This window comes from Sorangium sp. So ce295, assembly GCF_051527405.1.
Classification (GTDB): Bacteria; Myxococcota_A; Polyangia; order Polyangiales; family Polyangiaceae; genus Sorangium; species Sorangium cellulosum_B.
The window spans coordinates 7081253-7107330 of sequence record NZ_CP150324.1 but is presented as its reverse complement, the minus strand read 5'-3'; the positions used below and the strand labels follow the sequence as shown (position 1 = coordinate 7107330).

The following is a 26078-nucleotide window of genomic DNA, read 5'->3' as shown; positions in this document are numbered from 1 at the left end:
GGTGACACGCACTTCCCTGCGTCGCACACGGGCGCTGCCGCACGACAAGGATCCGTGTCCTCCCAATCCCCGTACTCATGGCACCACTGCGGCTGGTTATTCAAGCAGCGCACCTCCCCCGGGCCGCACCTCCCGATGCACTTCCCCCCCACGCAGGTCTGCTTGACGCACGAATCGCCGCTCCTCCACCGCCCATCGACACAGCGCTGCGGCGTGTTCTCCGAGCACTTCTCCTCGTCGGCAGAGCACTCGACGTCGCCTCCGCCACCTCCGGTCCCCGCAGTGCCTCCTGTTCCGATGCTGTCGCCTCCGCCGCCAAAGGCGCCCGCGCTGCCGCTGTCCTGTACCGAACCGCCGTCGCCCACGCTAACGCCAGTCCCATGTCCGCCGGCGCCTCCGGTGCTGCCGACGCCCGCGCCTCCGCCGGTGCCGCCACCTCCGGTTCCGTCCAGCAGGTAGTAGCTGTCCTCCAGCCCCGCCAGCGCAGCGCATCCGCCAGCGGCGGAAGCCGCAAGCCCGATGACAGCCATCGCCACCCTCGAGCCAGTCACCTTCGCGCCCGCCATGGCGGCAGAGCGTCGTCCTTCGGCGCTCCCGGTGTCAAGAAAGCCACGATGCGCCCATCGCGGACGCAACGCGCGCCTTCCGCTGGAAGTGCCCTGCTCGCCGCGTCCCGATACAATTGGCCTGTCCGAGTGGCCCAAACGCCGGTTTCCGGCCGACGGGCCGTCTGCCCTAATTAGGGCACCACCGATTCAGCTCTCCGGGGAGGGTCTCGGCACCCTCCGCCCGGTGGTCCGAGCGTGGTCTGTCGCCCGCGAGCGCGGCAGCGCGGGTGCCAGGGCAGGTTCCGCGATCGGGGCTTGACGTTTCCGAAATGCTTGGACTCCGTTCCACGGAACGGCCGTGATTCCTGGCGCGGTGATTCCGGGCGTAGCCGTCACCCCCCCGCACGCCAGACCGCGGCCCGCCCGTTGCTCCCGGGGGAAGCGGAAGGGCAGGAGGCTCATGGCTATCGACGCGTATACCGCGCGCAAATCGGTCATGCAGGGCGAGGCGATCGGGTTTCACGTGAGCAACACCGCGGCAGATCCCGCGGTGCAGATGGCCATCGAGCGGATCGGGGCGCGCGCGTCGCTCGGCGCTTCTGTCAGGTTTTCCGCGGGCGCCCACGCGACGCCGCCGGACGCCTACGCGGTGGGCTGCGGCTGGCCCTGCGCCCATGAATGGCTCGTCCCTCCCGATTGGCCGAGCGGCGTCTATCTGGCCACCCTGAAGAACACGGATGGCGAGGAGGCGTCGCTGCGCTTCGTGGTGAGAGCCCGCGCCCCTGGCGCGAGCATCCTCGTTTGCATCCCGTTCTTCACCGACGAGGCCTACAATGGCTGGGGTGGCAAACGGCTCTATCCATGGGCCTCGCCGGACCGCTCCAGGAGGGTGTCCTTCGAGCGCCCCGGCGGCACGGAAGCGAAGAGCGCGCTGCCGCTCGTGCGCTGGCTGGAGAGGGAGCAGATCGCGGTCGATTATTGCTCCAGCATGGACCTGCACGCGGAGCCCGACCTCTTGCGAGGTGTTCAGCTCCTCGTCAGCACGGGCCACGACGAGTACTGGTCCAGAGAGATGCGCGATACGGTCGAGGCATTCGTGCGCTCAGGCGGCAATGTGGCGTTCCTGAGCGGCAATACGTGCTACTGGCAGGTCCGCATCGAGGACCAGGGCCGCACGATGGTCTGCTACCGCGACGCCGTCGAGGATCCGCTGGCGGGGATCGACAACGATCGTGTGACCGTGCAATGGGCCAACGCCCCCGTGGATCGCCCGGAGAATCACATGACGGGCGTCGGCTACCGGGTTGGCGCCGGCAACTGGCTCGACCCGGAGGCGCAGAAGGAAGCGGTCTACCGGGTGAATTTCCCCGAGCACTGGGTCTTCGACGGCACGGGGCTCGCGCTCGGAGATGCCTTCGGGAGAGGCTCGGTCGGCTACGAGACCGACGCGGCCGAACTCGTCGATGTCGGCGGGATCGCGCGCGCGACCGGGCTGGGCGGCACGCCGTCGACGTTCGTGGTGCTGGCCGTCGCCGATCTCCGGCAATGGCGGGCGCAGGGGCAAGGCGGGCTCGCGACCATGGGCATCTACCGCCGCGGAGGCACGGTGTTCACGGCCGCGAGCGTCGACTGGGCGGCCCCGTTCGACGAGGGGACCGCTCCGGAGATCGAGCGCATCACGCGCAATGTGCTCGAGAAGCTCTCGCGCCGGTACCCCGAGCACGGCTGGCAGCGGGTGGGCAGCGCGCCGCGCATCGCGGCGATGACGGGCGCCGAGGGCCTCCTCTTCGCGGCCACCGAGGACGGCGCGCTGCTGTGGCGGGAGCCGTCGAGCCAGAACCTCCCCTGGAGGTCCGCGGGGGTGGCCCGCGGCGTCGTCGCCATGCCGTGCCCGATCGAGGCCGAGGCGGAGCAGCCGATCGGGATCTTCCTTGTGACCGCCGAGGGGCGCCTCTTCTTCCGCGAGCCCTTGCGCGAGGAGGTCGTCTGGCGGCCGGTCGGCGCTGGGCCCGGTATCGTGGCGATGGCCACGACCCATTTCGATCTGTTCGCGGCGACGAGCGGCGGCCTCTTGCTCACGCGCCCCACGCGGGGCGGCGATGTCCCCTGGAAGCCCATCGGGCGCGCGGAGGGCGTGATCGCCATGGCGGCGATCAACGGGAAAGTGTACTCGGTCACGGGGGAGGGGCGCCTCTCATGGCGTGCGCCGGTGCGCCACGAGAGCCCATGGGTCTCGATCGGAGAGGCGAAGGACGTGCGCGCGCTCGCGGGCGCGCAGGGGAGGCTCTTCGCTGCGACGGGCACGGGCGCGCTGCTGGCGAGGGACGGCTTCTAGCGCTGCTGCGGGAAGTTGCCCCGGACAGGCAGAAGACCGCCATGGCGGTTCGTCGCCGCGCCGCCGCGCCGGCTGCCTCTTGACTCCGGCCGCCCGCTACCTCTTACGGTGGCGTCCGCCGCCGCCTCTCCGCGGCGCCAAGGAGCCCAACCATGCACACACGCAAGCTCGGAACTCTCCAGGTCTCCGCCCTCGGCCTCGGCTGCATGGGCATGAGCGATTTCTACGGCGAGCGCGATGAGGCCGAGTCGATCGCAACGATCCACCGCGCCATCGAGCTCGGCGTCACGCTGCTCGACACAGCGGACATGTATGGTCCCTTCACGAACGAGGAGCTCGTCGGCCGGGCCATCGCGGGCCGGCGCGATCGCGTCGTCCTCGCGACCAAGTGCGGCATCGTCCGCGACCCGAACGACGTCACGGTCCGCGGCATCAACGGCGCGCCGGAGTACATCCGCTCGGCGTGCGACGCGAGCCTGCGGCGCCTGCGCGTCGACGTGATCGATCTCTACCAGCTGCACCGCGTGGATCCGAAGACGCCCATCGAGGACAGCGTCGGCGCGATGGCGGACCTCGTGAAGGCCGGCAAGGTGCGCGCGATCGGCCTCTCGGAGGCGAGCTCGTCGACGCTCCGGCGCGCCCACGCCGTGCACCCGCTCGCGTCGGTGCAGACGGAGTACTCGCTCTGGACGCGCGATCCCGAGGACGACGTGCTCGCCACGTGCCGCGAGCTAGGCATCGGCTTCCTCGCGTACAGCCCCCTCGGCCGCGGCTTCCTCACGGGGCAGATCCGGCGCTTCGAGGATCTCGCGCCGGACGACTACCGCCGCATCTCGCCGCGATTCCAGGGCGAGAACTTCCAGCGGAACCTCGATCTCGTCGCGAAGGTCGAGGGCGTCGCGCGGGAGAAGGGCGTGAAGGCGTCGCAGCTCGCGCTCGCGTGGGTGCTCGCGCAAGGGGACTTCATCGTCCCGATCCCCGGCACGAAGCGCCGCACCTACCTCGAGGAGAACGTCGCCGCGGAGGCGATCACGCTCGGCGAGGCCGATCTGCGGCGCCTCGAGGCGGTGGCGCCGAAGGGCGCGGCCGCCGGCCTCCGCTATCCGGAGGTCGGCATGCAGTCCGTGAACCGGTGAGCGACGCGGCCTGAAGAGCGCGGCTCGGCCGCGCTCGCCGGGCGGCCGCGCGCGTCGCTCGCGATCGAGGGAGCGGCGTTCTGTGAGCGAGCAGCGACCGTGCTTGCGGCACCCTACTGGCACGCGGTGGGCACGCTGCCCCAGTGGCTCTTGGCGACGACGAAGCCGTCCGGGCCGGACGTCGAGTGTGAGCCGCACAGCCCATTGGCGTCCGAGATCACGGAGTCGATGCCGATGCCGTACTCCCAGTATTTGACCTCGAGGCTCGAGTCGTGGGTCGTGCCGCTTCGCACCGGGATGGAGGGGACGAGGATGCCGCTCGACTCGAAGAACTCGAAGCCCTCGATCGAGATCGAGAGCGTCACGTTGCGCACCTGGCCGACGCAGGTCGTCCTGCACGTGGGGTAGCCGGCGGTGCTCTCCACAGTGAAACCGGAAGGGCAGCTGGACGCATACGTGCAGTAGCCGGTGCATTTGACGGGCAGGGGCCCCGGCAGGTCCACGCACTCGTACTCTCCGCGGCCCTGGATCGTCTGGCGCCGGGTCTCGAACCCCCCTGACGTCACCGAGGTTCGGCTGCCGAGCTCTCGGTACAACACGTAGTCGTTCTTGAACGACTCGTCGTTCGTGCAGAGGCCGCCGTTGCAGTGCGCGACCGCGGCGAACAGCCCGGACTCCTGGCCTTCCAGGAGATAGCGCTCCCCCGCGATCTCGACCGCATGGTCTTCACCACCCAGCTCGCCGATCAAGCCCGCCTTCGCCGCGGCGATCTCGTCGGGCGAGCCGATCGACACGCCGGCCACCTTGATGGGCCGGCCGTCCTCGTCTCGTTCGACCGTCACCGGGCCCATCTCGAGCTCTTCGGCCCGCCTGGCGACCCACCCGAGCGCGTCGTGCTCGCTCGCGAAGCGCAGCCCGCCGCCAGCCGAGGGCTGGGCGAGAGGGGCGGCGTCGTCCGCCTCGGTCGACGCGGCGGTGCAGCCCATCATGAACGCCGCGGCGAGCAGAGGCGCGGCTCGGTACGTTCGGCGAGGAGTGTTGGCGAGAAGCCTGTGAGTTCTGTCGGTCATGGCGCGATTCTTTAATCACGCTCCGTGCCACGCCTCGCGTCGAGGGCCCACGACCTGGCCAGGCGCTCCGGGGACGCGACGCCGCGGTGCGCGAGCGCGGGGTGGCCTGCGCTGGTTTGCTCAACTTGAGCAGGGACTCGCGCAATCAGGGCGGCGTCGCGCAGGTATGGCCAGGCGCGCGGGCCACAGCGGCGGGGACATCCGCGCGGCACGAAGGCGCGTTGCACTGGGCGCCAGCCCGCGACGGATTGGGATGTGGGCCGGACGCCCCGAGGGGCGCGCGGCGATCACACCTCTTCGGGCACCCCGGGCAGCCGGAGGACGCACAGGGGACCCTCGGACGAGAGCAGACCGGCGAGCGCCGGATCGGTCATCACCTCGTGGAGATCGCGCTCCGCTTCGTCGACCGTGCACCGTCGCCGCACGAGGCGGACGACCTGCGAGTAGTCCACATGATCCGGATCGTGCGCGAGCCCGAGCGGTTGCCACAAGGTCTGCTGGCCGTGCCTGTGGGCCGCGCCCGGGTCGAACCAGCCGTAGTTGGCGGCCCGGTCGGGGCGGTCCGCGAGGCGGTTGGTGAGTACCCAGTGCTTGCCCACGTTCTCGATGAGCCCGGTCCTCCCTGCGACCTGCTCCTCGAGGCGGCGGTGGTGCTCCAGCATGCGGGAGGTGTTCGCCATCGAGGCGTCCGGGGCGCCGATGCACGGCGGGATCCGCACGGTGGCCTGCTCCCACACGAGGTCGCAGAGGCGCGTCGTCAGCATCGCGCACTCGAGCAGATCCGCGATTCGCTGGGTCGTCCGGGCCGAGGCGTTGACGCGGACGGAGTCCTCCGCGTCGCCGATGCGGAGCGCGTCGGCGCTCACGAGGAACGTCGCGCGGCGCTCGTCGAGCTGGCTGTACACCGGGACCCACGAGATCGGCGCCAGGTGGCCGGCCTGCACCGCTTCGAGGATGGCCTCCTCGCGCGCGGCGCACGCGTGCTCTGGAAGGCCTGCGACGAAATCGGTGCCTCTCAGGACGTCTGTCATGCTCCCCCCTCCCGCGAGCGCGACGGCGGCGCTCCAGGTGGAAGCGTGAGCGGAAGCGGACGCGGCAGGAAGAGGTTTCGCGCTCTCGCCTGCGGCGTGCCCACGGCCGCGCGCACCTGCGCCGCTTTGCGCTGTCCGTCCGCTCGCCCTAAGCTCCGCCCCATGTCGCCCTCGGCGAGCCGTCCATCCCCCTCTTCTCGCTCCCTCCTCGTCGCCTGCGCCGCTCTCCTGGCCGCGCTGGCCGCCGGCTGCGGCTCGAGCGCCGCCCGGGGGCCCGAAGCGGGGGCCGAAATCGCGTCGATCGACGCGCGCCTGCGCGGCAGCTTCCGGCTCGTCCGGTTCGAGCCCGAGGTCCCGCTCGAGCCGATGCTCGCGTCGATGCTCGAGTTCCAGTACGCGCACCTGGTCGTCCGCTTCGATGGCAAGCGCATCCTCGCGGACTCGCCCGGCCTCCACGTGGACCGCGCCTACGAGATCCGCGACCCCGCATGGGATCGGTTCAAGCTGGTCTCCTACGACGAGGCGGGGGTCGCCTACGAGGCGCTGTGCGAGTTCTCGGACCAGGGAGAGCTCGTCGTGCACGCGCAGACGCCGCCCTGGAAGGGCGTCGCCACGCTCCGGCGGGCGCAGTAGCGAGCGGCCTGTCCTCTCGCGTCGACGCAGGCGAGCGCCGAAGCGGGAGCAGATCCGCGGCGAATGCGCCTGCCATGCTCTCTTGATGAGACGAGGAGACGCACGCTCATGCATGCGTGATCTGGTGCGCTGCGGTGCGTCGATGGGACGACAGGGCATGCGCTGTAGGAAGCGCTGCGCGCGCCCTCGGCACGCTCGAAGTTCACCCGGCGGGGTCGTCCTTTGATAAGATAGCTAGGACGGACGTAACTGTCCACACGGCGCGCCAAGGAATCACCGGATCATGAACGACGGCGAAGCGGATGTTGTCGCTACCATGCGAGCGGAACTGGAGTTGCTCCGCCGGCGCAACGCCGAGCTCGAGCGGGAGCTCGCCGAGAAGCAGCGCGTCGAGAACGACCTGCGGGAGAGCGAGGCGCGCTACCGGGGCATCGTCGAGGACCAGACCGAGCTCATTTGCCGCTTTCGGATGGATGGCACGCTGACCTTCGTCAACGACATCTACTGCCGGTACTTCGAGAAGACGCGCGAGGAGCTGGTCGGCCACCGCTTCATGCCGATGGTCCCCGAAGAGGACGGGCTGCTCCTCGCCCGGCAGTTCGCGAAGCTCGGCCCCGAGAACCCGATCGTCCACACCGAGCACCGCGTCATCCTCCCGAACGGCGCGGTGCGCTGGATGCACTGGACCAACCGCGCACCGCTCGGCGAGGGGGGGCCGCTCGCCGAGTTCCAGGCGATCGGCGTCGACGTCACCGAGCGCCGGCACGCCGAGGACGAGGTGAGGCGCCTCAACGCCGAGCTCGAGCTGCGCGTCGCGGACAAGACGAAGCGGCTCGAGCAGATGGTCCGCGAGCTGTCGACCCCGCTCATGCCGGTGGCGGATCAGGTCATCGCGGTGCCGCTGATCGGCTTCCTCGACAGCGACCGCGCCGCGGCGACGCTCGAGACCGTGCTCAACGGGGTCATCACGCACAGCGCCAGGACGGTGGTCCTCGACATCACCGGCGTCGGGGTCATCGACTCCCAGGTGGCCGACTCGCTCATCCGGCTGGCCAAGGCGGTGAACCTCCTCGGCTCTCAGGTGGTGCTCACCGGCATCCAGCCGCGGATCGCGCAGACGCTGGTCGCGCAGGGCGTCGGTGTGGGTGGCGTCGTGACGCTCCGGACCCTGAAAGAGGGTATCGCGTTCGCCCTGCGGCGCGGGCTCACCGCCCCTCGACCTCCGGCCCGCCAGGGCAGCTAGCTCCGAGCCTCGGAGATCCCGCCAGGGATCACCGCACCACGGCACCAGAACAACCGCGGAGCGGACGCCGAGGCCCGGCGCGCAACATCGAGGAAACAAAGGAAACAAAAGGAAACAAAGCGAGCGCCGCGCGCGCTGCGCCTGCTCGTTCGGGCTCACCGGACAGCCGGCGTGCTCCGGCGACGGTGCGTCTGTCCACTATCCCGTCTCACGTGCGATCGTGTAGCCTCATCGACGATGGCGCACACGCAAACGACTGCTCAACCCGACGTGCATTCGGCTGCTCACGGCGCGAAGGCCAGCGAGGGCTTTCAGCAGATAGGAGGGGACATCGACTCGCGCTACATCAACGAAGATATCGCGCCCGTGCGCCTGGACCAGCGCAAATGGGGGATGAAGGACATCGCTGCGCTGTGGGTCTCCATGTGCGCATGCACCCCGACGTACATGCTCGCCTCGGGCCTGATCGCCGAGGGGATGAGCTGGGGGCAGGCCGTCCTCACGATCCTCCTCGGCAACGTCATCGTGCTCATGCCCATGATCCTCAACGCGCACGCGGGCACGAAGTACGGCATCCCGTTCCCCGTCTACTGCCGGAGCGCCTTCGGCATCCGGGGGGCGAACGTGCCCGCGGTGCTGCGCGCCCTCGTGGCCTGCGGCTGGTTCGGGATCGGGACGTGGCTCGGCGGGTGGGCCATCTACAAGATCGTGGCGGTCTTCGTCCCGTCGATAGAGCAGATGCCGCCGACGCCGCTGGGCATCAACGTCGCGCAGCTCGCCTGCTTCCTGCTCTTCTGGGGCGTCAACATCTGGATCATCCGCATGGGCATCGAGTCGATCCGGATCCTGCTGAACATCAAGGCGCCTCTCCTGATCGGCCTCGGCCTGGCGCTGCTCCTCTGGGCCTACAGCCGCGCCGGCGGGTTCGGCCCGATGCTCGAGAAGCCCTCGTCCTTCGGGGTCGGGCAGCCCAAGGAGGGCCAGTTCTGGGTCTTCTTCTTCCCAGCGCTCACGGCGATGGTCGGCTTCTGGGCCACCCTGGCCCTCAACATCCCGGACTTCACGCGCTACGCGCATTCGCAGCGCGATCAGGTCATCGGGCAGGCGATCGGCCTGCCGCCCACGATGGCGTTCTTCTCGTTCATCGGCGTCGCCGTCACCTCCGCCACGGTCGTCATCTACGGCGAGACGCTCTGGGATCCGGTCGTCGTCATCACCCGCTTCGAGAACCCGGTCGTCTTGATCATCTCGCTCGCGGCCCTCTGCATCGCCAACCTGGCGACCAACATCGCCGCGAACGTCGTGAGCCCGGCCAATGATTTCTCGAACCTCTGGCCGTCGCGGATCTCCTTCCGCACCGGCGGCCTCATCACCGGCATCATCGGCATCCTGATGCAGCCGTGGCGGCTCGTCAGCGACCCGACCGGGTATATCTTCACCTGGCTCGTCGGCTACTCCGCGCTGCTCGGCCCCCTCGGCGCGATCCTGATCGCGGAGTACTACGTCGTCCGCAGGACCAACCTCGATCTCACCCAGCTCTACAAGCGGGAAGGGATCTACTGGTACGCGGGCGGGTGGAACCCCGTCGCGATCGTCGCCCTCGTCGCCGGCGTCTTGCCCAACTTGCCTGGCTTCCTCGGCACCATCAAGGTCGCGACGGTCCCCAAGGCATGGATGGATCTCTACAGCTACGCCTGGTTCACGGGCTTCGCCATCTCGTTCGTCGTCTACGTCGCCCTCTCGCTGATCCGCCGCCCGGCCAAGCTCGCCGCGGCCTGATCCGCGTCGCCTCGCGGCGAGGCGCGCGACCTCGCCGCCCCTCCAACTCCGTATCAGCGCGGGTCCACGGCGAACGCCGCGTCGTTGTCGTTCCCGTGGCGCGCGCGCGCCCGAGGCCGAGGAGGCCCTCTGCCTCGGGAGCGCCGCCGGCTCCTCGCCCGCGCGCGCCGCCCTGACGGGTCGTTTTTTTGTGTATGCGGGCATTCTTCTCGTGATCAACGACGAGGCTCGCTGATGGCAACAACGTTGTTGTGGGGCGGGGCCCCACCGTGGGAGACCTGTGGCGTGTTGTGGAGCGCTCCCGCCGCCGAGGCGCTCCGCGCTTTAAAGGTGTCTTGCCGAACAACGTGGGTTGATTCCATCCGTCTGTCTATTGCTCCGTGGGCGCCTTTCGATGGATCATAAAATGTCGCTCTCCTCCCGCCTTCGAGGTGCCCATGAACAAGCTCGTCCTCTGGTCGCTCCCGGCTCTCGCCCTGGCCGCATGCGCTGACAGCGGTACGCCTGTCGACGAAACCCCGACCGTAGCGAGGGCTCCGATCACGGTCGCCGCCGCCCGGCCCTACTCCCTCTTCGAGAGCGGCCAGGTCCGCCCTCTCGCCCTCTCGCCCGACGGCTCGATGCTCTTCGCCGTCAACACGCCTGACAACCGCCTCGAGATCTTCAAGGTCCAGAGCGGCGGGCTCGAGCACCGCGGCTCGGTCGCCGTGGGCCTGGAGCCGGTCGCCGTCGCGGCGCGCAGCGACGACGAGGTCTGGGTCGTCAACCATCTCTCCGACAGCGTGAGCGTTGTCGACGTCTCGAGGCCGAGGAAGCCCCGCGTCGTGCGCACCCTGCTCGTCGGCGACGAGCCCCGCGACATCGTCTTCGCCGGCGCCGGCAAGGGCCGCGCCTTCATCACCACGGCGCACCGCGGACAGAACAGCCCCGTGGATCCGGCGCTCACCACGCCGGGCGTGGGCCGCGCCGACGTCTGGGTCTTCTCGGCGGCGAGCTCGAGCCCCGCGCCGCTCAACATCATCACCCTCTTCAGCGACACGCCGCGCGCGCTCGCCGCCACGCCCGACGGCTCACGCGTCTACGCGGCGGCCTTCCACTCCGGAAACCGCACCACCGCGATCGAGATCAACCTGGTGAACCAGGGCCTCGGCCTGCCCCCGCCGACCACCAACGCCGCCGGGGCCCCGCAGCCCCCGATACCCCTCATCGTCAAGTTCAACGGGACGCACTGGGTGGACGAGCTGAACCGATCCTGGGACGACAAGGTGAACTTCTCGCTGCCCGACAAGGACGTCTTCGTCATCGACGCCCTGGCCAACCCGCCCGCGCCCGTCGAGGGGCCCGGGGGCGTGTTCCAGGGAGTCGGCACGGTCCTCTACAACATGGCCGTCAACCCGGTGAGCGGGCGCGTCTACGTGGCCAACACGGACGCGTTCAACGAGAATCGCTTCGAGGGCGCCGGCGTCTTCGCGGGCCACAGCGTGCGCGGCCGGTTCAACCACAACAACATCACGGTGCTCGACCCCGCGACGGGCGGCGTCGCCCCGCGGCACCTGAACAAACACATCGACTACAGCGCGTGCTGCGCCCCGGTCCCGAACGCCGAGAGCCGGAAGAGCCTCGCGCTGCCCACGGGCATGGCCGTCTCCAGCAACGGAAAGAGGCTCTACGTCGCCGCGCTCGGCTCGGACAAGATCGGCGTCTTCAACACCGCGGCGCTCGAGGCCGACACCTTCGTGCCGAGGCGCGCGCGCCAGATCCCCGTCTCCGGCGGCGGGCCGACCGGCGTGGTGCTGGACGAGGCGCGCGGGCAGCTCTACGCCCTCACGCGCTTCGACAACTCCATCTCGATCATCGACGTCGATGCCAGGGCCGAGATCGCGCACGTGCCCATGTACAGCCCCGAGCCGGAGAGCGTGGTCCGCGGCCGCCGCTTCCTCTACGACGCCTCGTTCACGTCGAGCCACGGCGACTCGGCCTGCGCGACCTGCCATGTCTTCGGCGATCTCGACAGCCTGTCGTGGGACCTTGGCGACCCCGACGCGGCGAACACGCCGATGCCAGGCCCGTTCATCCTCGATCCGACGCTCTTCGGCGCGCCCGCCGAGTTCGCCGCGCTCAAGGGGCCGATGACGACGCAGAGCCTGCGCGGGATGGCCAACCACGGGCCGATGCACTGGCGCGGAGACCGCACCGGCGGGAACGACGCGCCGAGCGCGCAGCCGGACAGCGGCACCTTCGACGAGGAGGCGGCGTTCAAGAAGTTCAGCGTCTCCTTCGTCGGCCTGCTCGGGCGGGACGCGCCCATCCCCGCGGCGGACATGCAGGCGTTCACCGACTTCGTCCTCCAGGTGATGTATCCGCCCAACCCCATCCGCGCGCTGGACAACAGCCTTACCGCCGATCAGGCGGCGGGCAAGGCATTCTTCACGCTGCCGGCCAGCGAGGGCGGGCCGTGCGCTTCGTGCCACGTGCTCGATCCCGCGGGCAACGCCGAGTACGGGGTCCCGTTCCCTGGCTTCTTCGGGACCGACGGGCGCTACACGTTCGCGTTCATCACGCAGAGCTTCAAGGTCGCGCAGCTCCGTAACGTCTATCAGAAGGTGGGTATGTTCGGCATGGTGGAGAACCCCCGCTTCAACGACCGGAATTTCGAGTTCCAGGGCGATCAGATCCGCGGGTTCGGCATTGGCCACAACGGGACGATGGATACGATCTTCCGCTTCCACGATCAGAACGGCTTCAACGAGGTGCCGGGGGTCAACGGCTTCCCGCCGGGCGCGGCGGGCGACGTGCTGCGCGGGCAGGTGACCGCCTTCCTTCACGCCTTCGACAGCAACCTGGCGCCGATCGTGGGCCAGCAAGCGACGCTCTCCGGCGTGGGCGACACGGCCGCCGAGCTGCGGGTAGATCTTCTGATCGCGCGCGCGGACGCGGGGGAGTGCGATCTGGTGGCGAAGGTCCGCAGGCACGGGGACGAGGAGGGTTTCCTCTATCAACAGGGCGCTGGCACATTCCTGCGGGACAGGGCGGCGAGCCCGGCGATCAGCGCGACGGCGCTGCGCGCGATCGCGGCGTCGGGCAAGGCGCTGACCTTCACCTGCGCGCCGCCGGGATCGGGGGTGCGGATGGCGCTCGACCGCGACAGCGATGGGGCGCTCGACGGCGACGAGGCGGACGCGTTGACCGACCCGGCCGATCCGGCGAGCGTGCCCTGAGGCTCCGCCTGCGGCGCGCCGCCTCCCGCGCGGTCATCCACGCCCGATGACCGCGCAGCTCACCGTGGCCGAGGCTTCCTCGCGAGCCACGCCCGGTCTCCCCACGGGCACGTGAAATCGAGCGGCTTCGTCAGGATCCAGAGCACCGGCAGCGGCGGCGGCGCCGGGGGCGTGGGCCCCGCGCCGTCCGTGAAATAGATCACGCCGGAGACCTTCCGCGCCGCCAGGAACTCCGGGGCGAACACCGGCCGCAGATCGGTCCCGCCGCGGCCGCCGACCTCGTCGAGCCGCCCGTCGAACGCGTACACGCGCCCGATCTCCACGTCGCACTCGACGACGGTGATGCGCGCCGACTCGCTCATCACCTGCAGCTGCCGGGCGATCTCCGAGAGCTCCTCGCGCCGCATGCTCATCGACGTGTCGATCGCCACGAGCACCGACGGCTTCGAGATCGCGCGGGGCGCGTACGTCCTGCCCGGGACCTCGCCGACGCGGCCCGGGAAGCGCCGGTTCGGCCGCGCGTACGTGTGCACAGGCGCGCGCTCCCTCGCCACGAACATCCTGAGCGCGGTCTTCCAGTCGAGCGGGTGCGCGGGCGGGCCCAGCGCGTCCGTCAGCTCCTCGATGAGCCGCCCCGGCGTCTTGCCCGCGAGCAAGAGGCCGGGCACGTCCGCCGGATCGCCGTCGTTCGCGAGCGCGTCCGCCTCCTCGGCGGCGCGCAGCAGGAGCTGCCGCGTCTGCTCCACCGCGCCCGGCTCCCGCGAGGGGCGCCGGAGCACGCGGTGATCGTCGACGGCCTCGCCGCCGCGCTGCGGGAGCTTGCCCTCGCGCGCCGCGCTCACGAGCAGCTCGTAGCGCTCGAGCGTGCTCTGGCCGCCGCGCAGGCCGATCGGGGCGTAGGGCTGCCAGCGGATCGGATCGGGCAGCGGCTCCTCGATGTACTCGTTGGCCGACATCTCCAGGGCGAGGTCCATGAGCTCCGGATCGTCCGCGCCCGCGAACTTGGGGTGGCACAGGTGCCCGAGCGCGACGTGGTGCACCTCGTGGAGGAGCACGCCCCGCAGGAACACGGGCTCGTTCATGAACGACTCCACGTTGACGTGGAGGAAGAAGCGGCCGTCGAACAGCGAGACGGCCATGCGCTTGACCGAGGGGTCCGCGACCGGCGCGAGCCGCGCGAGGATCGCCGCGTAGCAGGGATACCGCTCCAGGAAGCCGGGATCGCGCACGAAGGCGTCGAGCCACGCGGCGACCGCGTCCTCTGGCACCTCGCGCACCTCGCGCACCTCGCCGCGCCCCGCGGCCTGGCTCATTGCGGCCGGACCGGCGTGACGCCGTGCTTCTTCAGCGTCGCCGCGAGCCGGAGGGCCCAGCGCTCCGGCAGCTGCGCGAGCAGCTGGCCCAGGCACACGCGCGCGACGTTGCTCCGCCGCACGTCGACGAGCTTCGCCTGCTGGCCGAGGTGCGCCGACAGCGCGGTCACGACGAGCCCCACGCGGTGCTGCCGCAGCGGATCGGCGCGCCACGCCAGCACCTTCTGCTCGGCGGCGCTGCCCGCGTAGTTCTGGAGCAGCTCCTCGGGGCGGACGTCGATGAGCTGCGTGGCCGTCGCGTTGCCGCCGAGCGCGTCCTGGAGCCGCTCGCGGTGGTCGCCCGGCAGGTCGGCGAGCAGCGCCTCGAACGCCCCCAGCGACAGCTTGCGCTGCGCCGCGAGCACGCCGACCTCCGGCCCCTCGAGCAGCGGCGCGAGCCGCGTCGTCACCTCGTCGAACCGGTCGGTCTCCCCGCGCTCGCGCGCCCCGCGCAGCACCTTGCCCGCCGGCGAGCTCGGCCCGTAATCGGCGAGCAGCGCGCGCAGATCGAACGGCAGCCGCGTCGACCAGGTGTCCTTGGACGCGAGCAGGAGCTCGACCCAGCTCGGGGGCAGGTACCCGCCCAGGGCGTCGCGCAGCAGCACGCCGTCCGCGAGCTCCTCGGGGCGGAGCGCGCTCAGCACGTGCGACGCATAGGTCCAGGTGCGCGGGGGCACGTCGTCCAGGACGCGCTCGTGCCCTTGCGCGAGGGCGATCACGCCCGGGTGGAGCCCGTTCACCTGCGCCCAGGCGAGCCAGGACGCGCGGTCCGCGCGGACGTTCAGGTGGAGGAACCGCGCGCGGAGCGCGCGATCGAGGGGGGTCACCTGGTAGTCGGCCGACTCGGGGTTGACGGCGGCGAAGCACACCCACCCCGCGGGCAGCTCGTATTCATGCAGCCGCCGGGCGCTGAGCAGCTGGAGCGCCGGCTGCTGGATGTACCGCTCCGCCCGGTTGAGCTCTTCCAGCATCAGGATGCCGGCGCCGTCCTGGGGCAGCACCGACGGCGCCGCGTAGCTGGTCCGGCCGTCCCGGATGACCGGCAGGCCCACGAGATCGGGCGGCTCGAGGAGGCTCAGATCGAGCACGACGGTCGCGATGCCGAGCCGCTCGGCGAGCTGCCGGACGAGCTCGCTCTTGCCGATCCCCGTGGGTCCCTCGAGCAGCACCGCGCGGCGCGCGCGGTAGGCGAGCTCGAGCACGGCCTCGAGGCGCGGCCCGAGCGGGATGGGCGCGGAGCGTCCCTCGAGGAGGTTCGGTGAAGTCGCCGGGGTCGCCCTGCCCGGCGCGTTGCCATCGGATCTGGGCTTCGTCACGGATGAAGAGTGGGTGTCGCGCGAGGGCGCGAAGAAAGGACCGCCGGGGCCCAGGAGGCTCGGCCCTTCCGTACCCGACGGGCTTCCGGCGCGCATCGTCTTTCTTGCCGGGTCGCCCCGAGCTCTAGCAGTCGCTGCGCGACCTGTCATTCGCCACCGCCCACGCGACGGGGCGGGCCGCGGCGCGCTCAGGCGCCAAGGAGCAGCCCGAGGGCGGCTGCGAGCGCGGCGTCGCTCCACGAGGACAGCCCGCGGGGCAGGAGCACGGTCGCGTGATGAGGCTGGCCTTCGCAGCGCCGCGACCCCTCGTAGGTGCGCCCCGTCCGCGTGAGCTCGTAGCTGCAGCGCCCGATCGTGCCCGTGAGCTGCCGCTCGTCCAGCCGGTAGTCGGAGAGGGCGCCGGCCAGGAGGCCTTGCGCGCGGAGCCCTGCCTCCGCCCGGGTCACCGAGAGCTCCAGCGGCATGGCGCCGACGATGCCGGCCGCGCGCTGGCCCGTCGCTGTGACGTTCACGGTCCGGTTGAACGCCACGCCCCGGACTGTCTGCCCGTCTCGCCCTCTGTCGGCGGCGTACACGCCGAGGTTCACGTCCGGCCCGACGACGCTCCCCGGCTCGATGTCGGCGCTGACGAGCTCGCCCCGGGCGGTCAGCAGGATGAACTCGTTCGGCCCCGCGGCGCGGAGAATATCCTCGCGCGCCGGGGATTCCGCGCCCGGCGCCGTCCCGCACGCCGCGGTGAGCGCCAGCGCGAGCGCGAGTAGCCAGTGACCGCGCCCGGGGAGAAGGTTCATCCGCATCGCAACACCTCGCCGCCCGATCGGGTGTGCCCGATCGGCCACGCGCAACGTGATGCCGTCGACGCCAAATCGGTAGACGCCTGCACCGCCGTGAGCGCGCTTCCCGGATCCGTTCCCGATGCCCTCAGGAACGCCCCTGGTAAGTCCGTCCCGGGGCCTCCTCCCACTCCGCCCGCCTCACCCCCCTGCCGATCAGAGCGGCGGTCTCCCGCACAGGAGACGGGCCCAGATCGGCGTTTTCGGCGCGGAAACGCACTCCGGTGCGCTGAGCACCGAAAACGTCGAGGTGGGCCCGTATCCGAAGCGGGTGACCGTCGCGCTAGAGGGGCAGCTCGAGGGGGGCGCAGGTCGAGACGCCTGCGCCGACGATGCGGAAGCCGATGTTCGTCATGTAGTCCGTGTCGATCGAGCCGTCCGACGGGCGATAGCGGCTCACGTTGGTGGTGCGCGACGACCCGAGCTCGCTCGGGGCGGTGTAGAAATAGAAGTCGCCACCCCAGAACGAGAACGCCCAGGCGCTCGGGGTCTCGATGCCCGGCAGGTCCGTGGCCTCGATGATCTCGCCGGTCTCCTTGTCGATCTCGGCGAGCTGAACCGGGGTGGTCGTGAAGAAGCCGAAGAGGCGTCCATCCCCGGTGCCGGTGAGCTCCGCCGAGATGTCGCGCATCGAGCCGCTGAACTCGCCGACCGGCGTCACGGACGCGCCGTCGATCCTCCCCAGCCCGATTCCCGGCGTGCCCGTGGCGCCCGCCACGAACAGCTCCTCGGTGTCCGGGCGCGAGAGGTCGCTCGAGAAGCCCATGCCGAGCCGGGACCACCCGTCGGAGAGCGTGGCCCCGGAGGGCTCGCAGCTCGCGTCCTCGGTGCTGACCTTGAACAACGTCCCCTCGCTGTCGTCGGGCTCCACGTAGTTGACCCACGCCACCGCGTTGCGATCGATCGCCATCGAGTTCGGATCCATGCCGGTCCGGCACCCCAGGACACCAATCTTCGTGAACTCCTTACGATCGGGCCTGAAGCTGTAGAGCTCGTTGTCCTGTGAGAGCACATACACGAGGGAGGCTCGCTCGATGCACCCGTTGTCAGGGGCCCCACTCCCGTTGCCCCCATTCCCGACGTCTCCGCTGTTCCCGCCGATATCGGTGCCGGAGCCAAACGGGTCGTCCTGGCCGCCCGCGCCGCTCCCTTCACCGCTCCCTTCGCCGCTCTCTCCGGCGCCCGAGGACGGGTCGGCCTCCGTCGCGGACGTGCCGCGGTTGGACGCGCTGCAACCGGCCGCGGCGAGCGCGATCCAGAAGCACCATCGTGCGATTCGCATATCCGCTCTCCCTTTCGCGTGATTCGCTCTTATAGCCGCGAAGCACGCGTACGGGTACACGAAGTCGCACCCTCGCTCAATGGGTGCGTCCGGGTCGAACAGCTCGAACAGCTCGAACAGCCGTTGACGGGCGGGGTCATCAGTAGATAGGGATGACCTCGTCTGACTGGCAGCAATAGTAAGCCGGGCTCTGCGGTGTCACCTCGCCCATGGCGACTCCTCCGGTCGGGGCGCACCGGCCTGGGTCGTCCCTGATCCAGCGCGCCACCATGCTCTCGAGCCGCAGATCCGGCCCCGCGACGCACTTCGGCCCGGCCATCGTCACCGTCTCTGCGCCGAGGAGCTCGCGACAGCTGCCGTCCTCGTAGACGGAGACGAGCGCGGCGCACGTGGCGTCCTCGAGCTCCTCGCACGCGCAAGGCGTGCAGCTGCGCGTGTCGTCGAAGCCCTCGGCGATCGCCAGCAGATCGGGATATGGCTCGGGGCACTCCGGCGTGCTCTGGAGCAGATGGCGGATGCACATCGTGAAGCCCCCGGATCGCTGCCTGGGGGCCGCGACACACATCATCGAGGGATCTCTGCACTTGTTCTCGTCGGCCGCGCCGGTGCACGCGCGCACCCGGGTGCTCGCGGGGGCGGCCAGCTCGGGCGGCGCTCCTCCGGGATCGTGCGCCGGGGCGCACGCGCTCACGGTCGGCGCCGGGATGAGGAGCGAGCTGAGCTCGCCCGAGGTCGCCGCGGCCGGCGCCGTGCACGCGCCGCTCCACCCCTCGGGGGCGGCGAACGACGTGGACGCCGTCCCGTCGCACGTGGCCGAGGCGCTCCCCAGAAGGCCTGAAGGCAGCTCGCAGGAGGGCTTCGTGCAAAGGCACGTCGGACACCTGTGCTCGCCGGCGAATCCGCTGTAACCGTCGAACAGGAGATCCGGCGCCTCCACCGGGCACTCCGGTGGGGACGTCCCGCCGGTCGCGTCGCCCCTCCAGAGCAGGATGGGATCGTCGAACCCGAGGGACGGCGGCGGCACGCACGCGCCGTCGCACACGGGGCACGGATCATTGCACTCGTGAGCATCCAGGCTGAAGCACGGCTCATTGCACGAATAGATCTGGACAGCGCCGCCTTCCCAGCAGCCCGCGAAGCTGCCGGCGCCGGCGAGCGCGAGCGCCATGCCGAACGGGTCCTTCCTTCTCCTCATCGTGATGGTCCTTCTCTCGCGTGTCGCGTTTCGGCTCTTCGGCAAGGGCACCACGACGATCGCTCGGCGCTGCCCCAAGCCTCTCTTCCCGCTCCTTCACGCCGGCGAGGCGACCCGACCGGGGGCGCGCGGCGCCCTTGTCACTTCGGAGCCAAGGAGAGCTCGAACTCCTATTTCATACTTGGGCAGGCGCGGACAAGGAAGCCGAATCGGCCATGAAGGCGCGATGAATCGAATGTATATCGAGTGTATTTCGATAGGCCCCGAGAAGAACTCAGCATTTGTTGGTCGTGCGCTTTTCGTGAGAATCTCACCGAGGAGGGTGGAAAGCACGGTGGCGCTGCCGGCGGGAATCGGGCCGCGCCGGGCGGTGGCGGGCGGCGCGCGCAGGGAGTCGCGGGGCAGCGTGCGCGGCGGCGGGCGAGAGCAACCCGAGGCGCCGAGGGCCTCGCGCGGCTCGGGAGCGTCCGTGGCGGAGCGCCACAGCGACGGTCCCTGCGCCGTGCGTTCAGTGAGGCGCAGACGCTTGTCCAGCACCATACCATACCGTATGGTATGGTTTGAAGGTGAGGCCACGATGGATCCACTTCTCTCGAGCGCGGCGGTCGTCGCCCCGCTCCTCGTGCTGGTCGCCGGCGTGTCCCGGCTCGGAGCGCCGCGCGGCGTGTCGCCATGGACGCTGCTTGGCCTGCTCGCGATCCTGTGCGCGGCCGGGGCGCTGGGCGTGGGGGTCCCGCGGCGGGACGTGCTTGCCCTGGCGTCGGGCGGCGCCCTCGGGGTGCTCGCGGCGATCCACGTCTACTGGGGCCTGGGAGGCGCGTGGCCCGGGGATGCCCGGCACGAGAAGGTGGAGATGGTGGTCGGCTTGCCCAAGGGCAGTCCCTTTCCTTCCCTCGGCGCATGTCTCGTCGTGGCGTGTCTCCTCGCGTCGTCCGCCGCGCTGGTGCTGGCCCAGCGGTACGGCGGCGGTTCGCCGACGCTGCTCCGGCTCGGCGCGTGGGCCGTCGCGCTGGTGCTCGGGGCGCGGGGCGTCGGCGGCTACCTCGAGGCTCGCCTGCGGCCCGACACGGGCGCCCTGCCGTATCACCGGCTGAACCGCCTCGTGTACTCGCCGCTCTCGCTCACCCTCGCCGCCGCCGTCGCGGGCGCCACGCTCGACTGACCCGCATGGCGCGCACCTCGAGGAACGACTGGCTCGACCAGGGGCTCGACGCGCTCCGCGACGGCGGCGAGGGCGCGCTGACGATCGACGGGCTCTGCGCGAGGCTCGGGCGAACGAAGGGCTCGTTCTATCACCACTTCGAGGACATCGCGGCGTTCCTCGCGGCGCTCCTCGCTCGCTGGGAGGAGCGGCAGACGTCGGCGCCGATCCACCACGCCGAGGCGGGCGGGAGCCCCGAGCAGAAGCGGCAGCGGCTCTCCGCTGTCGTGCGCTCGCTCGACGGCCGGCTCGAGCTCGCCGTGCGGGCGTGGGCGCTCCGAGACGAGCGCGCCGCGGCCGTGCTCCGGCGCGTCGACGCGCGCCGCGTCGAGTACCTCGCGTCCCTGTACGCCTCCGAGGGGCGCGCGCGCGGCGCCGCCTTGCTGCTCGCGCGGCTGGAGTACGCGGCCTTCGTCGGCGCGCAGATGCTCTTCTCCGACCTCTCGGCCGAGGGCGCGCGCTCGCTGGGGCTCGCGCTCGATCGCGCGCTCGAGCTCCTGGCCAAGGACGAGCGTGTCGCGCGTCCGCCGGGCGCGGCACGGAGGCGGCGAGCGACGTGAGGCCTTGCGGCGGGCGCGCCTATCGCTGCGACCGATCGAGCGCGTCCACGGCGTCGAGCTGAGGCCGGAGCAGGGCGCGCTCCTCGTCGGAGAGCGGCGCCTCGTCGATCTCGTCGCGCAGGGCGCGGGCGCGCGCCTGCTCGCCCAGGGCGACGGCGAGCTCCAGCCGGGCGGCGAGGGCGCGGGCGCGCTCGAGGGGGTCGTCCGGCTCCTTCCGGGCGAGCGCCACGTCGAGGACCTTGGCGGCCGCCGCGTCGTCGTTCTTGAAGTCGCGCAGCCGCGCAGCCGCCGCAATCTCAGGGAGCTCGGCGTGGCAGGGAGGCCCGGCGGGAGGTTCCAAGGCGCGATCCCGTGCCAGGTTTGAAAGCAGAGATCTCAGAATCGAAAGGTGTCGGGGGCATCCTTAAGGGTAACCCCATGAATACAGAAGGGAGTAGCCTTGGCCCGTGTCCTGCAAAACACGGACGTCAGAGCGCCCGTGACGGCTTCCCCCCCGCCGTCGAATGGGCGCTCTGTTTTTTTGTCTCCCGGATCGGGCAAGCAGACGCGCCGCCCGTCGATGGGGCTGACGGGCGCCTCGCGAGCGCGGGGATGCGCGTCCAGGGCGCGTGGGTGGCCGAGCGTGCATGGACTCCCCGGCTTCCGCCGAGCCGCTGGATTTGCTAATCCCGGGGCGCCACGGGGGAGGTTCTCCCGGCTGCCCAGCGGCGTAGCTACGACATCCGCGTGAGATCCCCAGGCGCACTCTTCTCCCTCGCGCTCGCGGCCGCCGCGGCCTTGCATGCGGGCGAGGCGCGCCCTCAACCTGCAGGCCGCCCGGCCGGCGAGCCGGCGGGAGCCGAGGCGGCGCAGGCGCCCGGCGCGGCTCCGGCCGAGCCGCCGTCTCCCGTGGTCCCCGACGGACAGGCCGCCGCGCCCGCCGGGATCGAGGTCACCGTCGAGGGCAACCGGGCTCCGCCGGGCTCCGTCTCGCTCACGCGGCGCGACGTCCGCGAGCTGCCCGGCGCGCTAGGCGACCCCTACCGCGCCATCGAGATCCAGCCCGGCGTGACCTCGATCGCGAGCGGCATGCCGTACTACTACATCCGCGGCGCGCCCCCGGGGAACATCGGCTACTTCTTCAACGGCATCCAGGTCCCGCTCCTCTTTCACGTGGGCGCCGGCCCCAGCGTCATCCCGGCCGCGATGGTCCAGCGCGTCGAGATGCACCTCGGCCCCTATCCCTCGGACATCGGGCGGCTCGCGGGCGCGGCGATCGAGGCCGAGAGCGCGCCGCCGTCCGACGTCTGGCGCGGGGAGGGGAGCCTCCGGTTCGTCGACCTCGGCGGCGTCGTGGAGGGGCCGATGGACAGCGACACCCACGTCCTCGTGGGAGGGCGCTACGCCGCCGGCGCGGCGCTCACCTCGGCGCTCGTCCCGAGCGTCGACGTGGGCTACGCCGACTACCAGGGCCGGATGACGCACCGGCTCGGGCCGGAGGAGCGCTTCACGGTCTTCGCCTTCGGCGCGTATGACTACCTCGCCAGCATCGGCGAGGAGGACGGCGCCGAGGCGACCGACGTCCTCCTCGACAGCGACTTCCACCGCCTGGACATGCGCTACGACCGCGACGACGCCGCCTCGGGCGCGCGCGTCAGGTCGGCGCTCACCCTCGGGCTCGACCGGTCGCGCGGGGTCGGCGTGGAGAGCGCCGAGGCCTGGAAGCTCAACGCGCGGATGAGCCTGGCCCGGCCCATCCTCGCGGGGCGCGCGCTCGTGCGGGTAGGCGTCGACGCCGCGGTCGACCGCTACGTGGTGACGCCGCGCCCCGGCGCGTCGGACGGCGAGCCCGGAGGCGGCGCGTCCACCGAAGACGACGCGCCCGCCGAGGGGACGGCCCAGCTCGACGAGAGCTTCCCGGAGCTCTTCCGCAGCCGCCTCGACCTCGCGCTGGGCGCGTGGGCCGACGCGCTGCTCGTGCTCGACGAGCGGTCGACGATCACGCCCGGCGTGCGCGTGGACCACTACACCTCGCTCGGCAAGAGCGCGCTCGCCGTCGACCCGAGGATCGTCGGCCGCTTCGGCGTCGGCGACCACGTGCGGCTCATCCCGGCGTTCGGCCTCGCCTCGCAGCTGCCCGGCCTCGCCCCGCTGCCGGCGCTCCAGATCGGCGGCATCCCTGGGGGGCTGCAGCGCAGCCTGCAGTCGAGCTTCGGCGTCGAGGTCGACGCGGGCCCTGTCAACTTCAGCGCCACGGTGTTTCGACAGGCGACCTTCGGCCTGAGCGATCCGATCGGGACGGGCCGCGGCACGACCCTCAGCACGGAGCGCTTCCTCACGCGGAGCCTCGGCGACACGTACGGTCTCGAGCTCGGGGCGCGCGGGGCGCTCCGCCGCGACATGTTCTTCCTGGCGTCGTACACGCTGTCGCGCTCCACGCGCACGCGGGGCAAGTCGACGATCCCCTCCGCCTACGATCGGACGCACGTGGCGCACCTCGCGCTGCTCTACGACCTCGGCGCGGGCTGGCGCGCCGGGATACGCCACGTCTTCTACACCGGCTTTCCCGCCGACGAGGCCGCCCCGGGGCGCCCCCCGAGCGAGCACCCGGATCGCGTCGCGCCGTTCTATCGGCTCGACATGCGCCTGTCGAAGCGCTGGGCGCTGGGCGCGCGGAGGTACCTCGGGCTCGTGCTCGACGTGCAGAACGCGACGCTGGCGAAGGAGGTGTTCGACGTGAGCTGCGATGACGGCGCGTGCACGCCGCGGAAGATCGGGCCCATCACGATGCCGGGGCTCGCGATCGAAGGTGGGTTCTGAGGGGAATCCGAGGGGAACGCGGCCAGCGACGCCGCGGCAGACCGGCTGATCCGGCGGCCGCGCGAGCTACCGGTGAAGCACCTCGAAGAGCTGCTTCAGCATGAGGTACGTCAGCCCCCAGACGACCCGCTCGTCCACGAGCAGACACGGGAGCTGGAGGACGTTTCCCTCGTGCGTGTACGCATAACGCGAGGTGCGCTCGCCGCGCGCGAGCGGCCCGAGCGGCGTCCAGAGCGCCTCGGCCACCTCGTCGCTCAGGGTGAGCTCCGGCGTGGAGCGCAGCGCGAAGACGAACGGGGCGACGATCATCCCGGCGCGCCGCCCGCGCGCGACCGCCGGGACCTCGGGCAGGCGCGCGAGCAGGGTCCCGTGCGCCGCCAGGTCGATCCCCACCTCCTCCCGCGTCTCGCGGATCGCGGTGGCGAGCAGGCTCTCGTCCGCCGGCTCGCGCCGCCCGCCCGGGAGCGCCATGTGCCCCGACCAGGGATCGGCCGGGTGATCGGCCCGGCGGATCAGGAGGAGCTCGGCCTCCCCGGGCTCCCGGCCCCCCGCAGGATCGAGCGCCGAGCCCGGAGACCCCGCCGGCGCCCGCAAGATCGCGGCGACCGCGGCCTGGCGCTCCTGCGTGAGCAGGTCGAGCGCGGCCTCGCGCGCGTCGAGGCGGGCCATGATGGCGGCGAGGTCGTAGGAGGAGAGCACCGTGGTCAGGATAGCATAATATCTATCGCTATTTAGCGCGCGGCGGCCGCGCTCGGGGATCGCGCTCGCGGCGGGCCCTGACTCAACACTCGAGCCGCGCAGGCCGCTCGCAGGGCCTCGGCCATCGCGTGACGCGCCGCGGCCCTCCGTGCGAGCACCGTCAGGGGGCCGCCGTGGCGAAGGAGTCCCACGCGTCGCACTGCTCTCCCTTCAGGCCGGCTTGCGGCGCGATGTCGCGATCGAGGGCGAGGCTCTCGTCCCCCTCCGCGTTATACCTCGGCCACGCGACGGCGCCCTCGCCGTTGGGGTCCCCGCTCGCCGCGTGGCGCGACCAGTACCCCATGATTTTCTGCGACATCTCGAGCTCACCCTCGGTCAGCGGCTCCGGCAACACCATCGTCGGGTTGCCGAACACGAACTTGATCTCGGCAGAATGGAAGGCGCCGAGATCGCCGAGCAGCGAGCTCTCGGGCGCATAGGTGAAATGATAGAGATACGTCGCCGCGCCGGCGCCCGCGATCGCGCGCGCCGCCCGCCGCGTCGGGCACACGAACATCGAATCACCCAGCGCCGCGATCGCCGCCGCCTGCGCCGAGCCGTAGGTCTCGCTCGGGTAGAGCGCCACCACCTCCTCGCCGTGGCCCGGGGCGAGCGTCTCGGCGAACGCCTCGAACGCGGCGTCGTCGGCGACCGCCGCGGACTCGCCCCAGAGCGTGACGAAGAGCGTGCCCTCGTCCGCGTTGCTGCCGAGGATCGTCGGCATCTTCTCGAAGCTCCCGGCCTCGAGGAGCTTGCCCGGCGTGTCGGGCAGGTTCCATCCGTCGACGACCGGGAACCACGTCGGGCCGGCGCCCTCGAGGAAGGCCGCGCCCCGCGGCAGCGCGCTCATGATCTCCTCGGCCGATTTGCCGCGAAGGCACTCGAGGACGGAAGGCGCGTCGGTGCAGCCCAGCGCCTCGACGAACTCTTGCCCTTGCGCGCTGGCCGTCGCCTCGTCCGCGGCGGAGTCGCACGGTCCGCTCTCGATGATGGCGGTCTGGAAGAGGCCTTTGCTCCTGGGCGACACCAGATGCATGCAGACGCTGATGCCGCCCGCGGACTCGCCGAACAGGGTGACCCTGCCAGGATCCCCGCCGAACGCGGCGATGTTGGCCTTGACCCACTGGAGCGCGGCGCGCTGGTCCTCCAGGCCGTACGCGCCCGTCGAGGGGTGATCGGGATCCTCCGACTTGAGCTCCGGGAGGGCCAGGAACCCGAGCGGGCCAAGGCGGTAGTTGAAGGTGACCACCACCGATCCTGTCGCCTCGGAGAGCGCCCGGCCGTCGTAATCGGCCTCCCCGCCGCTGCCGAGCTCGAAGCCGCCGCCATGAATCCAGACGAGGACGGGTGCGGACGAGGACGCCGGGCGCTCGGGCGTCCAGACGTTCAGGGTGAGGCAGTCCTCTCCCGAGATCTCATTGAAGCCCGGGGTGAGCAGGTTCAGCTGCGAGCAGGGAATGCCCACCTCGACGGCAGCCCGCGGCTCGGTCCACGGCTCGTGCGGCGCGGGTGATCTCCAGCGCAGGTCCCCGACCGGCGGCGCGGCGTACGGGATGCCCAGGAAGGTGCGCGTCGCGCCGACGAGCGCGCCCTCCACCGGACCCGCCTCCGTCTCGACGAGCGGCGCAGCCACGTCGCCGCCCCCCGAGCCACCGGCGCCGCCGGAGCCACCGGCGCCGCCCGAGCCACCGGCGCCGCCCGCGCCGCCGGAGCCCTCCAGAGCCGGCTCGCTCGAGCTGCAGGCGGCAGCGAGCAAGCCAAGAAGAATGGTGTGCGACAATGAAGGTCGAATGGGCATGATCGTCTCCG

The 26078-nt window shown here is 71.2% G+C and carries 19 protein-coding genes; 9 read left to right on the top strand and 10 right to left on the bottom strand.

The window, feature by feature from the left end:
* Positions 1–1008 precede the first annotated feature (1008 nt).
* Together WMF11_RS26875 and WMF11_RS26870 are read left to right on the top strand one after the other, a co-directional pair.
* Positions 1009–2883 (top strand): N,N-dimethylformamidase beta subunit family domain-containing protein, encoded by a 1875-nt coding sequence (locus WMF11_RS26875; RefSeq protein WP_437972734.1) that lies wholly within the window; start codon positions 1009–1011, stop codon positions 2881–2883.
* 152 nt (positions 2884–3035) lie between these two features.
* Positions 3036–4019, top strand: coding sequence for an aldo/keto reductase (locus WMF11_RS26870; protein WP_437972733.1), 984 nt, complete (start codon positions 3036–3038; stop codon positions 4017–4019).
* A 113-nt stretch (positions 4020–4132) separates the two neighbouring features.
* Here WMF11_RS26870 and WMF11_RS26865 read toward each other — a convergent pair whose 3' ends face one another.
* Both WMF11_RS26865 and WMF11_RS26860 read right to left on the bottom strand, forming a co-directional pair.
* Positions 4133–5089 (bottom strand): hypothetical protein, encoded by a 957-nt coding sequence (locus tag WMF11_RS26865; protein ID WP_437972732.1) that lies wholly within the window; start codon positions 5087–5089, stop codon positions 4133–4135.
* 287 nt (positions 5090–5376) lie between these two features.
* Positions 5377–6120, bottom strand: a complete 744-nt coding sequence (locus WMF11_RS26860; RefSeq protein WP_437972731.1) for a hypothetical protein — start codon at positions 6118–6120, stop codon at positions 5377–5379.
* Positions 6121–6282: 162 nt separating this feature from the next.
* Here WMF11_RS26860 and WMF11_RS26855 point away from each other — a divergent pair, with 162 nt between their 5' ends.
* The 4 genes from WMF11_RS26855 to WMF11_RS26840 all read left to right on the top strand — a co-directional run bounded on the left by WMF11_RS26855 (position 6283) and on the right by WMF11_RS26840 (position 12993).
* Positions 6283–6753 carry a hypothetical protein gene (locus WMF11_RS26855; protein ID WP_437972730.1) on the top strand — a complete coding sequence of 157 codons (471 nt, stop codon included), beginning with the start codon at positions 6283–6285 and terminating at the stop codon, positions 6751–6753.
* 316 nt (positions 6754–7069) lie between these two features.
* Complete coding sequence (locus WMF11_RS26850) at positions 7070–7996, top strand: PAS domain S-box protein (protein WP_437902146.1); 927 nt, start codon at positions 7070–7072, stop codon at positions 7994–7996.
* 237 nt (positions 7997–8233) lie between these two features.
* The gene (locus tag WMF11_RS26845; protein WP_437540875.1) at positions 8234–9775 is read left to right on the top strand and encodes an NCS1 family nucleobase:cation symporter-1; all 1542 of its coding nucleotides are present in this window, start codon (positions 8234–8236) and stop codon (positions 9773–9775) included.
* 437 nt (positions 9776–10212) lie between these two features.
* Positions 10213–12993 (top strand): hypothetical protein, encoded by a 2781-nt coding sequence (locus WMF11_RS26840; protein ID WP_437972729.1) that lies wholly within the window; start codon positions 10213–10215, stop codon positions 12991–12993.
* Between the two features lie 59 nt (positions 12994–13052).
* On the opposite strand, the gene WMF11_RS26835 is transcribed toward WMF11_RS26840, so the two are convergent.
* The 5 genes from WMF11_RS26835 to WMF11_RS26815 form a co-directional block, all read right to left on the bottom strand.
* Positions 13053–14306, bottom strand: a complete 1254-nt coding sequence (locus WMF11_RS26835) for a vWA domain-containing protein (protein WP_437972728.1) — start codon at positions 14304–14306, stop codon at positions 13053–13055.
* Positions 14303–15661 carry an AAA family ATPase gene (locus WMF11_RS26830; protein WP_437902143.1) on the bottom strand — a complete coding sequence of 453 codons (1359 nt, stop codon included), beginning with the start codon at positions 15659–15661 and terminating at the stop codon, positions 14303–14305. Before WMF11_RS26830 ends, WMF11_RS26835 begins: the two co-directional genes overlap by 4 nt.
* Positions 15662–15849: 188 nt before the next feature.
* On the bottom strand, positions 15850–16458 hold the full coding sequence (locus WMF11_RS26825) for a hypothetical protein (protein WP_437972727.1): 609 nt from the start codon (positions 16456–16458) through the stop codon (positions 15850–15852).
* Between the two features lie 319 nt (positions 16459–16777).
* A complete protein-coding gene (locus WMF11_RS26820) occupies positions 16778–17776 on the bottom strand; it encodes a hypothetical protein (RefSeq protein WP_437972726.1) in 999 nt (332 codons plus the stop codon).
* 139 nt (positions 17777–17915) lie between these two features.
* Complete coding sequence (locus WMF11_RS26815) at positions 17916–18971, bottom strand: hypothetical protein (RefSeq protein WP_437972725.1); 1056 nt, start codon at positions 18969–18971, stop codon at positions 17916–17918.
* Between the two features lie 577 nt (positions 18972–19548).
* Here WMF11_RS26815 and WMF11_RS26810 point away from each other — a divergent pair.
* Both WMF11_RS26810 and WMF11_RS26805 read left to right on the top strand, forming a co-directional pair.
* On the top strand, positions 19549–20133 hold the full coding sequence (locus tag WMF11_RS26810) for a DUF3995 domain-containing protein (protein ID WP_437972724.1): 585 nt from the start codon (positions 19549–19551) through the stop codon (positions 20131–20133).
* 5 nt (positions 20134–20138) lie between these two features.
* Positions 20139–20732 (top strand): TetR/AcrR family transcriptional regulator, encoded by a 594-nt coding sequence (locus WMF11_RS26805; protein WP_437972723.1) that lies wholly within the window; start codon positions 20139–20141, stop codon positions 20730–20732.
* A gap of 19 nt (positions 20733–20751) precedes the next feature.
* On the opposite strand, the gene WMF11_RS26800 is transcribed toward WMF11_RS26805, so the two are convergent.
* On the bottom strand, positions 20752–21072 hold the full coding sequence (locus tag WMF11_RS26800; protein ID WP_437972722.1) for a hypothetical protein: 321 nt from the start codon (positions 21070–21072) through the stop codon (positions 20752–20754).
* Between the two features lie 386 nt (positions 21073–21458).
* On the opposite strand from WMF11_RS26800, the gene WMF11_RS26795 reads away from it, so the two are divergent.
* Positions 21459–23531, top strand: coding sequence for a TonB-dependent receptor plug domain-containing protein (locus WMF11_RS26795; RefSeq protein WP_437972721.1), 2073 nt, complete (start codon positions 21459–21461; stop codon positions 23529–23531).
* A gap of 66 nt (positions 23532–23597) precedes the next feature.
* On the opposite strand, the gene WMF11_RS26790 is transcribed toward WMF11_RS26795, so the two are convergent.
* On the bottom strand, positions 23598–24230 hold the full coding sequence (locus WMF11_RS26790) for an NUDIX hydrolase (RefSeq protein ID WP_437972720.1): 633 nt from the start codon (positions 24228–24230) through the stop codon (positions 23598–23600).
* A gap of 160 nt (positions 24231–24390) precedes the next feature.
* A complete protein-coding gene (locus tag WMF11_RS26785) occupies positions 24391–26067 on the bottom strand; it encodes a carboxylesterase/lipase family protein (protein WP_437972719.1) in 1677 nt (558 codons plus the stop codon).
* Positions 26068–26078 lie beyond the last annotated feature (11 nt).